Origin of the sequence: Cupriavidus numazuensis (assembly GCF_905397435.1) — a bacterium.
Taxonomy (GTDB): domain Bacteria; phylum Pseudomonadota; class Gammaproteobacteria; order Burkholderiales; family Burkholderiaceae; genus Cupriavidus; species Cupriavidus numazuensis.
In genome coordinates, this window is the sequence record NZ_CAJPVI010000020.1 from 86,649 (window position 1) to 100,490 (window position 13,842).

A 13,842-nucleotide genomic window follows, 5' to 3' on the forward strand; every position below is an offset into this window, starting at 1 on the left:
ACAGCCTTATATTGCGCCTGACAGTACACCTCAGGCCATGCGCGCACGCGCGCGACTCCAGGAATCTTTCCATGCACACCTTCCGCACCGACCGCGCGGGCTCGGCTTTCCGGCGCCGTGCCGTTCATTTCGCCAGCGCCGCGCTGGCCACCCTGGCGCTGGCCGCGCCGCCCGCCTTTGGCGCCGACCTGGTGGTTTCGGCGGCGGCGAGCCTGACCAATGCGTTCAAGACGCTGGCCGAGTCGTTCGAGAAAGCGCATCCGGATACCAAAGTGGTGCTGAACTTCGGCGCATCGGACGTGCTGATGCAGCAGATCGTCAAGGGCGCGCCGGCCGACGTGTTCGCCTCGGCCGACCAGGAAGCGATGAACAAGGCCGAGGCCGAGAAGGTCGTGGTCCCGGCGACGCGCCGCGACTTTGCCGCGAACCAGATCGTGATGATCGTGCCGCAAGACAGCAAGCTCAACCTCGCCTCGCTGCAGGACCTGACCAAACCCGAGGTGAAGCGCATCGCCTTCGGCAACCCGGCCTCGGTGCCGGTCGGCCGCTACACCAAGGGCGCGCTCGAAGCCGCCGGACTGTGGGACGCCGTCTCCGCCAAGGGCGTGCTCGCGCAGAACGTGCGCCAGAGCCTGGATTACGTCGCGCGCGGCGAGGTCGAGGCCGGCTTCGTGTTCGCCACCGATGCGGCGGTCATGCCTGACAAGGTGAAGGTGGCCGTGCGCGTGCCGAGCCGCACGCCGGTGACCTACCCCATCGCCGTGACCAGCGTCACCAAACAGAACGCGCAGGCGACGGCCTTCGTCAGCTATGTGATGTCGGCCGAAGGCCAGGCCATCCTGGCGCGCTACGGCTTCCAGAAGCCCTGACCGGAGTCGCCGCAAGCCATGGACGCTGTCTGGGTACCGCTGCTGCTGTCGCTGAAGGTCGCAGGTTGGGCTACCGCGCTCAACGCCGTGCTCGGCGTGGCGGCCGCCTACGCACTGGCGCGCTGGCGTTCGCCGGCACGTGATGTCGTCGATGCCGTGCTGACACTGCCGCTGGTGCTGCCGCCGACGGTGCTCGGCTACTACCTGCTGGTGCTGGTGGGCCGGCGCGGCGTGTTCGGCGAATGGCTCGGCAAGCTCGGCATCGAACTGGTGTTCACATGGCAGGGCGCGGTGCTGGCCTCGACCATCGTCGCGTTTCCGCTGGTGCTGAAATCGGCCCGCGCCGCGTTTGAAGGTGTGGACCACCAGCTCGAGAACGCTGCGCGCGTGCTGGGCGTGCCGGAAGCCGGCATCTTCTTCCGCGTGACGCTGCCGCTGGCCGCACGCGGCATCGTGGCCGGTGTGCTGCTCGCGTTTGCACGCGCGCTTGGCGAGTTCGGCGCCACGCTGATGATCGCCGGCAACCTGCCCGGACGCACGCAGACGCTATCCGTCGCGATCTACGAAGCCGTGCAGGCCGGCGACGACAACACCGCCAACCTGCTCGTGCTGGTGACCTCGGTCACGTGCATCGTGCTGCTGGTGGTGGCCGGACGGCTGGTGCCCGCCACCGCGCGCAACCCGGCGGAAATCTACGAGCGCGGGCGCCTGCGGCGCGCGCGCCCGGTCCAGTGAGGCACGCCATGGGCATGCAAGTCAGCATCCGCAAGCGCATGGTCTCGTCCGACCGCCAGTTCGCGCTCGACATCGCCTTTGATTCGGACAGCCGGCGCATTGCGCTGTTCGGCCCGTCCGGCGCGGGCAAGAGCCTGACGCTGCGCGCCATCGCCGGGCTGCTGATGCCCGACGCAGGCCGCATCGTGCTCAACGGCCGAACCTTGTTCGATGCCGAGGCCGGCATCAACGTGCGTCCGCAGGAACGCCGCGTGGCCTACCTGTTCCAGGAATACGCGCTGTTCCCGCACCTGACCGTGGGCCAGAATATCGCGTTCGGTCTCGCGAAGGGCTGGCGCAATCCGCGCCGCGGCGCCTCGCTTCCGGAAGCGCAGCGGTGGATCGAAGCCTTCGGCCTGCGCGAGATCGTCGGGAACTATCCGGCCGAAATATCCGGCGGGCAGAAGCAGCGCGTGGCACTGGCGCGCGCGCTGGTCGCGCAGCCCGATATCGTGCTGCTCGACGAACCGTTCTCCGCGCTGGATCCGGCCCTGCGCGTCCGCATGCGCGAAGAATTGCGCGCGCTGCAAGCCAGTCTGGACGTGCCGATGCTCGTGATCTCGCACGATCCGGCCGATGTGGAAGCACTCGGCGAACACGTGCTGGAAATCCGCGAAGGCAGGATCTACGGCAGCGGCAACACGCGACAGCACCCGCCCGTCTACGCCCCGCTGCGAGCCGGGGTGGTCTGAACCGCACGCAGCAGGTCCACATAGGCGCCCTCGATCAGGGCGCCCGTTTCTACCCCGAGCCGTTCCAGCAGGCCATGCGCCTCGGCCACGCCGGCCGCGACGCTTTCGTCGTCGGCCAGCACGACTTCGAGCTCGAGGAAATCCCCCAGCCCTTCCACACGGTCCAGGTGCACGCGCGTGCGGCCCACCAGGTACAGCGTGCGCACTTTACGCACGCGCCCTGCTTCGCCTTGTGCAGCCGTCAGTGCCGCTCGCAACGTATCGGGCGATGCCGTCGGCGACAGGATGTAGAAGCTTTCCTTGGGACCGGCCTGATCGGAGCGCGCATAGAAGATCAGCTGGCCGCGATCGGGGCCGAACGCCCGCAGCTTGAGCCGGCCGTTGGCGCACGGGAAGAAGGTGTCGTCCTGCTCGATTCGCTCGGGACCGCTGTCCGCCAGCGCGGCGACGCGTGGTTCGATGGCGCCGATGCTGTCCAGGCGTGCCTTGATTTCTACGTTTCTTGCCATGGGCTATCTGCCGTAATGAAATGACGAATGCGCAGGCGGCCTACCCGACCACCCCGAGGATCACGGCCGATGCCTTGAAGATCGCCAGCGCGCGCACGCCCGGTGCGAGCGCCAGCGTCTGCACGCTTTCATTGGTGACGATGGCCGCGACGCTGCCGCCGCCGTCAAGGTCCAGCACGATCTCCGCATTGACCGCGCCCGGCACGACCCGCGACACCACGCCGGGAAGCTGGTTGCGCGCGGACAGGCGCAGGCCCGGGTCAGGCAGGCCGATCAGGACCGAGGATGCCTTCACCAGCGCGAACGCCTCCACGCCGGGCTGCAACTCCAGCGTCTCGACACTCTCGTGCGTGATCGTCGACACGATGGTCTGCCCGCCCGGCAAGGCCAGCACCACCTCGTCATTGACGGCGCCACCGCGGACGCTTTCTACCTTGCCGAAGAGCTTGTTGCGCGCACTGGTACGGATCATGAAACGCCTCATTACGTTAAGGTCTTCGGCCGCCGCATCGCCGAGCCGGCCGAGGTGTGCGACGAAGCGCCGGTGTTCTTCTTCGAGCGCGCGATAGGTACGGATTAACTGCTCGGCGCGCTCGGTCAGGCGCGTGCCGCCGCCGCCCTTGCCGCCGGCGGCGCGTACCACGAGCGGTTCGCCCGCGCTGTTGTTCATGGCGTCGATGGCATCCCACGCGGCCTTGTAGCTGATGCCCACGGCGCGCGCGGCGGCCGTGATCGAGCCCTGCTCGCCAATGGCGGCCAGCAGCGCGATGCGGTCCTTGCCGCCCCAGTCCTGCGAGCCGGCGCGGAACCAGATGGCCCCCTGGAGTTCAAGCATGGCGTGAATGGCGCCGCCTTGCGATGGCAGCGCGACAGAGTCGGAATGCGGCTATGGTAATCGCTTTGCGCCGCCAGGCCGTCCATCAGACTCCTGATGCACGGGGATGTACCAGTGCATGCGCCCGCCGGCAAAGACCTGCCGGTCCAACTGGCGCATCAGGCTCCACGCCGTGAAGCGGTCGACCGCCAGGTCCACCCATGCCCACGGGCGCTCAGGATCGCCGTCGCGCACGATCTCCACGGAGCTGACCGGTGCATGCCGCGCGAGCATGTCGCGCAGCATCGCTTCGGTGACGTTGCGGCGCAGGCCGCGGATCAGTATCTGCATGGCGCTCGTGGCGCTGGAACGCGGCGCAGGCGTTCAGGCCATGATATGCACGCCGCCATCGACGTACATCGTATTGCCGGAGATGCGCCGCGCATAAGGCGTGGCCAGGTAGGCCGTCGCGAAGCCGACGTCCATGATGTCGACCAGTTCGCCGAGCGGTGCGCGGCCCGCGGCCTCGGCAAGCAGCAGGTCGAAGTCCTTCAGACCCGATGCCGCACGCGTCTTGAGCGGCCCCGGCGAAATCGCATGCACGCGGATACCGCGCGGCCCGAGTTCATGCGCGAGATAGCGGCAGCTCGCTTCCAGCGCGGCCTTGACCGGCCCCATCAGGTCGTAATTGGGCACCACGCGGTTAGCGCCCTCATAGCTCATGGCGAACAGCGTGCCGCCTTCGGTCATCAGCGGCACCGCGCGGCGCGCCATGCGGATAAACGAGTGGCACGAGATATCCATCGCGCGCGCGAAGCCGGCCGCGGACGAGTTGATCAGGCCGCCCTGCAGGTCTTCCTTCGGCGCGAACGCGACCGAGTGCACGACCGCATCGAGCCGGCCCCAGTCGCTGGCAATGCGTGCGAACAGCGCGTCCATCTGCGTGTCGTCCTCGACATTGAGCGGCATCAGGATCGGCGCCTGCACCGCTTCGGCCAGCGGCGCGACGTGCGGATGGGCCTTGTCGTTGAGATACGTCAGCGCGATTTCCGCGCCCAGCTCGCGAAACGCGCGCGCGCATCCCCAGGCAATGGAATCGGCATTGGCGACGCCGACGATCAGCACACGCGCGCCGCCCAGCGGCGGACTCGATACTTGCACCATGGCGAACTCCCGGAAGGCTTCGGTCAGTGAAGGCTAAGTGCGCGGGCCGGGGTTGCCACGGGGCTTGCCGGCCGCCTGCGTGTTGTTCGCCCCCGGGCGCGTGACCCGCGCGCGTCCATTGCCGGTCTTTGCCGCCGGGGCCTTTGGCGCCACCGCCGGCTCGATCGGTTGTGCCCCGCCATGGGCGTGGTCGGTGCCGAGCACCTCGGCCACTTCGCGGTAGCGCGTCAGGCGTTCACCTTCCAATGGTGCGATCACGGTCAGTACGCGATGCGCGGCCACCATCAGCCTGCGCCGCTCGTCGTGGTCCGGCACCAGCTGCGGCAGCGCACGGAGCGCGCGCTGTCGGTCAAGCTGCACGATGGAGGTCTGCTGCCGCACCAGCGACTTGAATTCGGCCAGTGTCAGGCGGCCGCGCCCTTCCGGCTGTTCGCGCGCCATCTGGCGCAGCAGGTTGAACGGTCGCTCCTCGATCGCCGCGCCGGCGTCTGCCACGTAGGCCAGGATCCGCACGAAAGCCTCGCGCATACCGCCCTGTTCCGTGGCGGCCTGGGCGTCGCTCAGGCGGCGCTGCGCCAACTCCTTGCGCAGCTGCACGGTCACCGGCGATTCCAGGTTGACTGGCGCCTGCGCCTGCATGCCCACCAGCGCCGCCATCATCGGCGACTGGTAAAGGGTCTCGAATACGAGCTCGTACCAGGCATCGCGCGTATCGCGGTACTGGTCCAGCGCGCTGATGATCTGCGCCGACACCGCGCGCTCCATCGCGAGCAAAGGATTGTCCTGTGCGACAGGTTGCCGATGCTCGCGCACCATCGGCGCCAGCGCGCGGACCCACGCCATCCACGGATTGTTGTCGGTGGCGAGCGAGCGCTCCAGGCGCGAGGGGTGGACGGAGCGCGCGGCTTCCGCGGTGAGCTCGGTCGTCGACGCGCGCACCATTGGCGAAGCAAAGGTGTCGTAGAGATGCTGGTTGACTTCCGAAATCCGGCGCACCACTTCGAACGGGCGCTCGTCCTCGCGACCATCGTCCAGCGCGAGGATGTCGGCAATCTTGCGACGCTCGAAGCGCACCAGGTAGCGCCCTTCGATCAGGTCGCGATGCGGCGTGCCTGGCGCGATGTCCTCGATCTTCGCCTCGTACAGACCGGGCGGCAGCACGTCGATGAGGTCGAGCGCGCAAAACAGTTCACTGTGCTCGCGGTTGGCCACGCCAGCCGATACGAAGATGCCCAGGTGGCCCACGGTCGGATGCAGGCAGTACACGATGACCTGGTCATTGGCCACCAGCTCTTCGTCGGTCGCATACAGGTCGGGAATCCAGTTCAGCGCCTGTTGCGGCGGCGTGATGTTGTCCCCCCACGACGCGAACACAACGATCGGCGAGCGGATGTTGCGCAGGTCCACCACGGTCTTGCCGTCGGCGCTACGCACCTGTCCCGCGGTGAGGCGGTTGCCGACGAACAGGTTCTGCACGATCCAGTCGATCTCGGCGCGGTTCATCAGGAAGTGGCCGCCCCACCAGCGCTCGAATTCGAGGAAGCGCGGGCCTTCCGTATCGGCCTTGGCGTAGACGTTGTAGAGCTTGCCCCACAGCGTGTTGGATGGATTGAGCTGCTCGAAGTTCTGCACGAGCCATGCACCGTCGAAGCGGCCGTTGCCGAGGTCCGCTGTCAGCGAGGCCAGCCAGGAGCCGCCCAGCAGGCCGCCGCTGTAGCGCATCGGGTTGGTGCCGCGCACGCCCGCCCAGTACGACAGCGGCGCGCCGGCCACCAGCAACGGGCCGACGGCGTCCGGCGCCACCGCCGCGAGAATCATCAGCGCCCAGCCCGCCTGGCAGTTGCCGACCACGAACGGCTTGCCGGGTGCGTCAGGGTGGCGTTCGTTGACGATCTTCATGAAGCCCGCCTCGGCGCGCGCGACGGCCTCGATGGTCTGGCCCGGACACGGGTCGCGGAAGAACGTGATGAAGTAGCACGGGTGCCCGGTGCGCAGCGCGATGCCGATTTCGCTGTCGGCCTTGAAGCCGCCGATGCCGGGGCCGTGCCCGGCGCGCGGGTCGATCACGACGAACGGCCGCTTGGCCGGATCGGTCGGCATGTCGGCGGGCGGGATGATGCGCAGGAGCGCGTAGTTGACCGGCTCGGGCAGCGTGCGCGCGTCAGCGAGCATTTCGTGCTCGAACACCAGCACGGGCGGCATGCCTTCACGCTCGTGCTCGGTGGATTCGTTGCCACGCTGGCGCAGGATGTCCTGCAGCAGGATGGAGCGCTGCCAGGCATCGACACCGTATTCGACGGCGGCCCATGGCCACGCAAAGAACGGTGCGAAGGCGCCGAACTGCGCCAGTGAGCCGGTGGATTGAGGCTGGCCGGACTGCGTGCCCGGCGTGCCGGTGGATTCGCTAGCTGACATTCCACTTCCCCTGATTGGTGTCGGCGGACGCGCCACGCGTGCCGGAACAGTCCCTCGGGATCACCTGGATGTGACGCGTTGTGCTTCGCAGCAAAAACAAGCCTACCAGCGTGTCGTGCCGATGGCAATCGCCGCACTATGTCGATCGCGAGGCGGTTCGCGCACCTCGCGGCCTCGCGCCCGTGGTCATTCCGGCACATTCTATGAAACACGGAATGGCAAGATTCGTCGCCTATACTGGGCGCGATGCGCCTTGCGCAGCGCAACATGCCGACCAACCTGACCGGAATCCGCCATGACTGCTGCCTCGCCCGCCCTGTCCGTGCCTGCCGAGCCCGCTGCTCCCGGCACCGACAAGTACGCCACGTTGCTGGCCCGCTGTGCCGGCCTGCCGCCGATTCCCACCGCGGTGGCGCATCCGTGCGACGCCTCATCGCTGAGCGGTGCCATGCAAGCCGCCAGCCTCGGACTGATCGTGCCGATCCTGTTCGGTCCGCAGGCGCGTATCCGCGAAGTCGCCGCCGAACAGGGGCTGCCGCTTGGCGACACCGTCATCGTCGATACGCCGCACAGCCATGCGTCCGCCGCGCGCGCGGTCGAAGCGGTGCGCAATGGCGAAGCGGAGCTGCTCATGAAGGGCAGCCTGCACACCGATGAACTGATGCACGAAGTGACCGCCTCGGGCAGCGGCCTGCGCACGGGCCGGCGCCTGTCGCACGTATTCGCGATGGATGTGCCGAGCTACCACAAGCCGCTGTTCATCACCGATGCCGCGGTGAACATTTTCCCCACGCTCAACGACAAGGCCGACATCTGCCGCAATGCGATCGACCTCGTGCGCGTGCTCGGCGTCGAGCGCCCGAAGGTGGCCATCCTCTCTGCCGTGGAGACCGTGACCGACAAGATCCCGTCGACCATCGATGCCGCGGCGCTGTGCACGATGAGCCGGCGCGGGCAGATCACCGGCGCGCTGCTCGACGGCCCGCTTGCGTTCGACAACGCCATCAGCCGCGAAGCCGCCATTACCAAGGGCATCGACTCGGAGGTGGCCGGCGACCCTGACATCCTTCTTGTGCCCGACCTCGAAGCCGGCAACATGCTCGCCAAGCAGCTCACGTTTCTGGCGGGCGCCGAAGCCGCGGGCATCGTGCTGGGGGCTCGCGTGCCCATCATCCTGACCAGCCGCGCCGACAGCGTGCGCGCGCGCATCGGCAGTTGCGCCATCGCGGTCCTGCTGGCGCACGCGCGCCGCAGCGCCGAAGCTGCCGTACCGGTCTGAGCCGCCCCCCAACCTTATGCGGAGTGCATCGAGCGTGAGTGCCACCCATCCTGTCATCCTGGTCGTCAATGCCGGCTCTTCCAGCGTCAAGGTTTCCGTCTACAACGTGCCGGAAGCCGCGCATGACAACGCAGACATCAACCCCGTGCTAAGCGCGCACGGGCAGATCGAAGGCATCGGCGTCGCGCCGCGGCTGCGCGCGAACATGGCCGATGGGCATGTCGTTGCCGACGAATCGTTTCCTGTCGCGCAGATCGCCGACCACGACGCGGCTTTCCGCCTGGTACGCCTGGTGCTGAGCGTCGGGCTGCGCGACAACCCGCCGGTCGCCATCGGCCACCGCGTGGTCCACGGCGGCAGTGACTTCGCGCAGGCCGTGCGCATCGACGACGACGTGATCGCACGCCTCGAGGCGCTGATCCCGCTGGCGCCGCTGCACCAGCCCCACAACCTGACCGCGATCCGCGCGGTACGCAAGGCCGCGCCCGAGCTGCTGCAGGTCGCCTGCTTCGACACGGCCTTCCATGCCGGGCACGACATGCTCGCGCAGCTGATGGCGCTGCCCTACGAGTACTACGAGCGAGGCATCAGGCGCTATGGCTTCCATGGGCTGTCCTACGAGTACATTGCACGGCGCCTGGGCCAGGTGGCACCGGACGTGGCCGCGGGCCGCGTGATCGTCGCCCACCTTGGGAACGGCGCAAGCTTGTGCGCCATGCGCGATGGCCGCAGCGTGGATAGCACCATGGGGCTGACGGCACTCGACGGCATGCCGATGGGCACGCGCTGCGGCGCGATCGACCCCGGTGCAGTGCTGTGGCTGGCGCAGCAGGGCATGACCGCTGACGCGATCCAGAACATGCTGTATGGGGCATCCGGCCTGAAGGGGCTGTCTGGTGTCAGCAGCGACATGCGCGCGCTGCTGGCCAGCGAAGCGCCGCGCGCGCGGCTCGCGGTGGACTTCTACGCCTACCGCGCCGCGCAGGAAATCGGCAAGCTGGCCGTCACACTCGGCGGCCTGGACACGCTGGTGTTCACCGCCGGCATCGGCGCCAATTCGCCGCCGGTGCGCGCCCGTATCTGTGCGCACCTGACGGACCTGTTCGGCATCAGCCTGGACAATGCGGCCAACAACGACAACAGCCAGCGCGTGAGCAGCGACGCCAGCCGCGTGCCGGTGCTGGTATTGCCCACCGACGAAGAAGGCATGATCGCGCTGAGCACCGCGCGCATCCTGCGCGAAAGCGGGAAGCTGTAAGGCCGGCGCGGCGCACGCCGCGTGTCAGGCTTCCAGGTAGTGTGCGCGCAACTGCGCCACGTCGACATCCAGCCCGTCGCGCAGGAAGCCGTCCATGCTGCCGTACGCGGCCTCGATGGCCTGCACGGACGCATCGAGGTAGCTGGCGCGCACCTCGAGCAGCGGCATCATGACCTCGGGCCGAATGCCAAACTGCGTGATGCGCTCCAGCGCCTGCGTGTTGAAACGCGCATTGCGCTGGTTCGATTCGAGATAGTTGGCCAGGATATCGTCCTGCGCCACACCGAGCGCAGAGAGCAGCAGCAGCGACGCGAAGCCCGTGCGGTCCTTGCCCGCGGTGCAGTGATACAGCAGCGTCTTGCCCGACTGGGCATTGCGCATGAAATCGCCGAACACCTGCCGGTAGCGCACCGGGAAATCGCGATAGACGCCGAGCATGAACGCATCGACGTCTTCCGGCGTGCTCTCGCGCAGGCGCGGCATCAGCACGTCCATGGCCATGCTGCCTTCGAGCACCGGCATGGCGATCCAGTTGAAGCGCTGCCCGAACGGCGCTTCGTCGGCCGACTTCTCGCCCGGAGAGCGGAAGTCCACGACGGCGTCGAGGGCCAGGCCCTGCAAGCGCTCGATGTCCGCGACGGACGCGAGCGCGGGATTGCCGCTGCGGTACAGGCGGCCATGCCGCACGCGGCTTCCGCCGGCGCCGGCCAGACCACCGAGATCCCGTGCATTGCTGATGCTTTCCAGTCCCAGTTCGCTTCCGTTTCCGGCAGGCCCGAACGGCACTACCGCGTGCAAGCCCGGCGCGTGCGATGCCCGCAGGCATCCGGCCCAGGCCAACCAATGGCTGATCATCTGTTGTCCTCTTATCTGTCTTCTCTGGCGCTGTCTCTTCGCGCCTCGTTCCTGGCGATCCTTCAGGCCGCTGCCGGCGCCGCGGTACGGCCGCGATAGGCCGGCACGTACCAGCGCAAATGGCAACCGGCAATGTAACGCCCATCCAGGCGGTGCACCAGCTTCCATACCGCCAGCGCGCCCGCCGCGATATCGACCCATGCCCACGGGCGATTCGGATCGCCTTCGCGCACGAATTCCACTGCGCGCACTTCGGCATAGGGCTTCAGCGCCTTGCGCAAGGTTGCCGCATCAACACCGGGCCGGAGACCACGCACCAAAACCTTCATGATCGACTCCTGATTATTTCATGTCCCTGCCCGCGCATGCGTCACCTGCCAATTTCCCGCATTGCGCAGGACCCCGGCGCATGCCGCTTTGCCTTGCTGCATGCGCCTTTACAGGTAAGACGCCGCTGCCGCGCGAGGAATCCCCGCATCGCCTGCAATCTTGATCTGGCTCATGGCGGCCGCAATTTGCGCTGCTTCCGGCTCGACAAAAGCTCTGAACCGCGTCCCAGGATTCCCATCGTGCGAACGCGGCGGTTCGCCAGGGCGGGCCGCTGCCGCGGCCCATATGCGACGCCCGCGCGACACCGCGCCACGCGGGCTGGCACAATACGCGGCATGAAAAGTCTCTGGTCCGCCTTTGTCAAACTGCTGGTGCTCGCCATGATCGGCGGCGCGCTGCTTGCCACCGTCGCCGTGCTGGTGGCCAATCGCCAGTTGCCATCGCTCGATGCACTGACCGCGTTCCGCAGCACATCCGACTACGTGCCGCTGCGCGAATTTCCGCGCGATTTGACCGACGCGGTGGTCGCCATCGAGGATGAGCGGTTCTATCTGCATGACGGCATCGACTACGTCGGTGTGATTCGTGCGGGCGTCGCCAATCTGTCCGACGAGTTGTCGCAGGGGGCGTCCACCATCACCATGCAGGTCGCGCGGAATTTCTTCCTGTCGCGCGAGAAGACGTACACCCGCAAGCTGTATGAAGTGTTGCTGTCGTACCGGATCGAACATGCCATGAGCAAGGATGAGATTCTTGAGCTCTACATGAACAAGATCTATCTCGGGCAGGGGGCGTATGGATTTGGCGATGCGGCGCGGACTTATTTTGGCAAGCCGGTTGAGCGGCTGACGCTTGCCGAATGCGCGATGCTTGCTGGGTTGCCTAAGGCGCCGTCTGCGAACAACCCAGTGGTCAATCCTCGGCGGGCGCGGCAGCGGCAGGCTTATATCCTGCATCGGATGCTGGAGTTGGGGAAGATTTCCAGGGGGGAGTATGACGGGGCGTTGCTGGAGCCGATGAGGTTGAAGTGAGGGTTTTGTGGGCTTGTTGGGGTTGTCGTTCTTGGCGGGCGCCGCTGTTTCGCCGGCGTAGCCGGCGAGTCACTTTTTGTCCGAGCGACAAAAAGTAACCAAAAAGCGCGTCGTTGCCGCTGGCCATCAATTCCACGGTGGCAGTGGTTCAGACGGCTTTGGACGCCTGCGATGGTGGTCGGCCGTTCGACCCTGCTACGCCATGTGAGTCAGAACCTGTGCCTGACGCGGCACGGCTTTTGGACGATCCCCAAGACGGACTCGGGTACAGCGTTTCAACACGGTCAGTGGTGGGACGCCTTCGGCTGCGCTGCGCGCACGTCGTCGTCTGGATGCAAGCTCATCAACGTGGCTGGCGCACGAGTCCCCGTTCCAGTTCCAGTTCCAGTTCCCGATGTCCTGCCTCTACGCGCATGCAATGCGCCCAAGGCATCGTCACCGAGGCGAGGTTAGGACTAGACCTCAACGTTCTTACTCCGAGCCGCGCGTAGCGCAGCCGTAGGCGTCCCCGTGAAGGCGTTATTAGAAGGGACCACTCCGTAATCCGGGTTCGCTCGTACGCGCTGTCCCATCCTAATCATCTACGCGGCAGGCAGTCCAGCGGTCCTCTGATGCAACAACGGCATCGAGCCTTGGATTGACGACGCAAACGCGCTTTTGCCTCCTTTTGTCGCTCGGACAAAAGGAGGTCGCCGGCTACGCCGGCGAAACAGCGGCGCCTGCCAAGCACGACGTCCCATCAACCTCCCAATTACTCCAACACCCCCCGATGCCTCCCCACCGCCTCCTGCACAATCTCCAGCAGCCCGGTGCCAGCATCGGCATCCACGTGACCAAGCAAAGCCCTCCGCATCCGCGGCTCCCAAAACCGCTTGATATGCCCGGCAATATCGGCCACTGCCTCGTCACGATCCGGCATAGCCTCAAAGAAGCTGCCAATCTGATTGGCCATCGTAATCAGGTTGTCGATCTTCATACCAGACTCGCTTCGTGTTGCAGTCGTTGGGGATGGGAATAAACCACGTGGCCACTCGCGCGGACGAAGCCGGCCAGTGTGATGTTGGCCTGCTCGGCCAGCCGCACGGCCAGCGCCGTCGGCGCTGAAACGGCAGCCAGCACTCCAGCGCCGATGGCCGCAGTCTTGAGCACCATTTCATAGCTGGCTCGGCTGGTCACCAGCACCGCGCCGGTGGCTATGTCCTCGCCGCAGCGCGCAAGCGCACCGGCGAGCTTGTCGAGCGCATTATGGCGCCCCACATCCTCGCGCACCATCGCGACATGGCCGTCGGCACGCAGCCATGCAGCAGCATGCGTGGCACCGGTCTCACGCTGCAGCGCCTGCCGCAACTGGAGTTGCACGAACGCGGCCTGGATCACGTCGGTGTGAAAGCTCGCCACACTCTTCACCGGTGCAGGCATGCGCATCACCTGCTCCAGCGATTCCGTACCGCACAGCCCACAGCCAGTGCGGCCGGCTAGCGAACGGCGCCGCTCCTTGAGGCCCATGAAGGCTTCCGAGGCGATCTCGATACGCACGGCAATGCCATGCTCACGCGTCTCGGTCTCGATGTCATACACATCGCGCGCATTGGAGACGATGCCTTCGCTGAGGCTGAAGCCCAGCGCAAAGTCCTCCAGGTCGGCCGGCGTGGCCAGCATCACCGCATGCGAGATGCCGTTGTATTCGAGCGCAACGGGCACCTCTTCTGCGAGTTCGTCAGGGCTCAGCGCATGTTCGCCGTGGCGCCACCGGCTCACCGCGAAGGTGCTGTGCGTGGCCGGCTCGCCTTCCATTTGCTGGGCCGGTTCGAGTTCCGGCCCGTTCAGGCAGCGCATCATGATGCGGTCCTCC

General features: G+C 66.8%; 15 protein-coding genes. 6 read left to right on the top strand and 9 right to left on the bottom strand.

Features of this window, described 5'->3' with window-relative positions; translation table 11 throughout:
* The first annotated feature begins 71 nt into the window (after positions 1 to 71).
* The 3 genes from modA to KHO41_RS17440 are packed head-to-tail and all read left to right on the top strand — an operon-like array spanning position 72 to position 2,335.
* A complete protein-coding gene (gene modA, locus KHO41_RS17430; RefSeq protein ID WP_244873874.1) occupies positions 72 to 869 on the top strand; it encodes a molybdate ABC transporter substrate-binding protein in 798 nt (265 codons plus the stop codon).
* 18 nt (positions 870 to 887) lie between these two features.
* Positions 888 to 1,604: a molybdate ABC transporter permease subunit gene (modB, locus tag KHO41_RS17435; RefSeq protein WP_211954524.1), complete on the top strand. Its 717-nt coding sequence runs from the start codon at positions 888 to 890 to the stop codon at positions 1,602 to 1,604.
* An 8-nt stretch (positions 1,605 to 1,612) separates the two neighbouring features.
* On the top strand, positions 1,613 to 2,335 hold the full coding sequence (locus tag KHO41_RS17440; protein WP_211954525.1) for an ATP-binding cassette domain-containing protein: 723 nt from the start codon (positions 1,613 to 1,615) through the stop codon (positions 2,333 to 2,335).
* Here KHO41_RS17440 and KHO41_RS17445 read toward each other — a convergent pair.
* Genes KHO41_RS17445 through KHO41_RS17465 form a run of 5 tightly spaced genes read right to left on the bottom strand, consistent with a single transcriptional unit; the run spans position 2,305 to position 7,237 of the window.
* Positions 2,305 to 2,844, bottom strand: a complete 540-nt coding sequence (locus KHO41_RS17445) for a class IV adenylate cyclase (protein ID WP_211954526.1) — start codon at positions 2,842 to 2,844, stop codon at positions 2,305 to 2,307. The genes KHO41_RS17440 and KHO41_RS17445 overlap by 31 nt on opposite strands.
* Before the next feature lie 40 nt (positions 2,845 to 2,884).
* The gene (locus tag KHO41_RS17450; RefSeq protein ID WP_211954527.1) at positions 2,885 to 3,679 is read right to left on the bottom strand and encodes a TOBE domain-containing protein; all 795 of its coding nucleotides are present in this window, start codon (positions 3,677 to 3,679) and stop codon (positions 2,885 to 2,887) included.
* A gap of 51 nt (positions 3,680 to 3,730) precedes the next feature.
* Complete coding sequence (locus tag KHO41_RS17455) at positions 3,731 to 4,009, bottom strand: RNA recognition motif domain-containing protein (RefSeq protein WP_211954528.1); 279 nt, start codon at positions 4,007 to 4,009, stop codon at positions 3,731 to 3,733.
* A 33-nt stretch (positions 4,010 to 4,042) separates the two neighbouring features.
* Positions 4,043 to 4,822 (bottom strand): enoyl-ACP reductase FabI, encoded by a 780-nt coding sequence (fabI, locus tag KHO41_RS17460; RefSeq protein WP_211954529.1) that lies wholly within the window; start codon positions 4,820 to 4,822, stop codon positions 4,043 to 4,045.
* A 33-nt stretch (positions 4,823 to 4,855) separates the two neighbouring features.
* A complete protein-coding gene (locus KHO41_RS17465; RefSeq protein ID WP_211954530.1) occupies positions 4,856 to 7,237 on the bottom strand; it encodes a DUF3141 domain-containing protein in 2,382 nt (793 codons plus the stop codon).
* 295 nt (positions 7,238 to 7,532) lie between these two features.
* Between KHO41_RS17465 and KHO41_RS17470 the strand changes: the two genes are divergently transcribed.
* Together KHO41_RS17470 and KHO41_RS17475 are read left to right on the top strand one after the other, a co-directional pair.
* The gene (locus KHO41_RS17470) at positions 7,533 to 8,516 is read left to right on the top strand and encodes a phosphate acetyltransferase (RefSeq protein ID WP_211954531.1); all 984 of its coding nucleotides are present in this window, start codon (positions 7,533 to 7,535) and stop codon (positions 8,514 to 8,516) included.
* A gap of 34 nt (positions 8,517 to 8,550) precedes the next feature.
* Complete coding sequence (locus tag KHO41_RS17475) at positions 8,551 to 9,774, top strand: acetate/propionate family kinase (protein WP_211954532.1); 1,224 nt, start codon at positions 8,551 to 8,553, stop codon at positions 9,772 to 9,774.
* A gap of 24 nt (positions 9,775 to 9,798) precedes the next feature.
* Here KHO41_RS17475 and KHO41_RS17480 read toward each other — a convergent pair whose 3' ends face one another.
* Together KHO41_RS17480 and KHO41_RS17485 are read right to left on the bottom strand one after the other, a co-directional pair.
* Positions 9,799 to 10,629, bottom strand: coding sequence for a tyrosine-protein phosphatase (locus KHO41_RS17480; protein ID WP_211954533.1), 831 nt, complete (start codon positions 10,627 to 10,629; stop codon positions 9,799 to 9,801).
* Between the two features lie 62 nt (positions 10,630 to 10,691).
* Positions 10,692 to 10,958 carry an RNA-binding protein gene (locus tag KHO41_RS17485; RefSeq protein WP_211954534.1) on the bottom strand — a complete coding sequence of 89 codons (267 nt, stop codon included), beginning with the start codon at positions 10,956 to 10,958 and terminating at the stop codon, positions 10,692 to 10,694.
* Between the two features lie 336 nt (positions 10,959 to 11,294).
* Here KHO41_RS17485 and KHO41_RS17490 point away from each other — a divergent pair, with 336 nt between their 5' ends.
* On the top strand, positions 11,295 to 11,990 hold the full coding sequence (locus tag KHO41_RS17490; RefSeq protein ID WP_211954535.1) for a transglycosylase domain-containing protein: 696 nt from the start codon (positions 11,295 to 11,297) through the stop codon (positions 11,988 to 11,990).
* A gap of 751 nt (positions 11,991 to 12,741) precedes the next feature.
* On the opposite strand, the gene KHO41_RS17495 is transcribed toward KHO41_RS17490, so the two are convergent.
* Positions 12,742 to 12,966 (bottom strand): formate dehydrogenase subunit delta, encoded by a 225-nt coding sequence (locus tag KHO41_RS17495; protein WP_211954536.1) that lies wholly within the window; start codon positions 12,964 to 12,966, stop codon positions 12,742 to 12,744.
* Positions 12,963 to 13,829 carry a formate dehydrogenase accessory sulfurtransferase FdhD gene (gene fdhD / locus KHO41_RS17500; protein ID WP_211954537.1) on the bottom strand — a complete coding sequence of 289 codons (867 nt, stop codon included), beginning with the start codon at positions 13,827 to 13,829 and terminating at the stop codon, positions 12,963 to 12,965. Before fdhD ends, KHO41_RS17495 begins: the two co-directional genes overlap by 4 nt.
* Positions 13,830 to 13,842 lie beyond the last annotated feature (13 nt).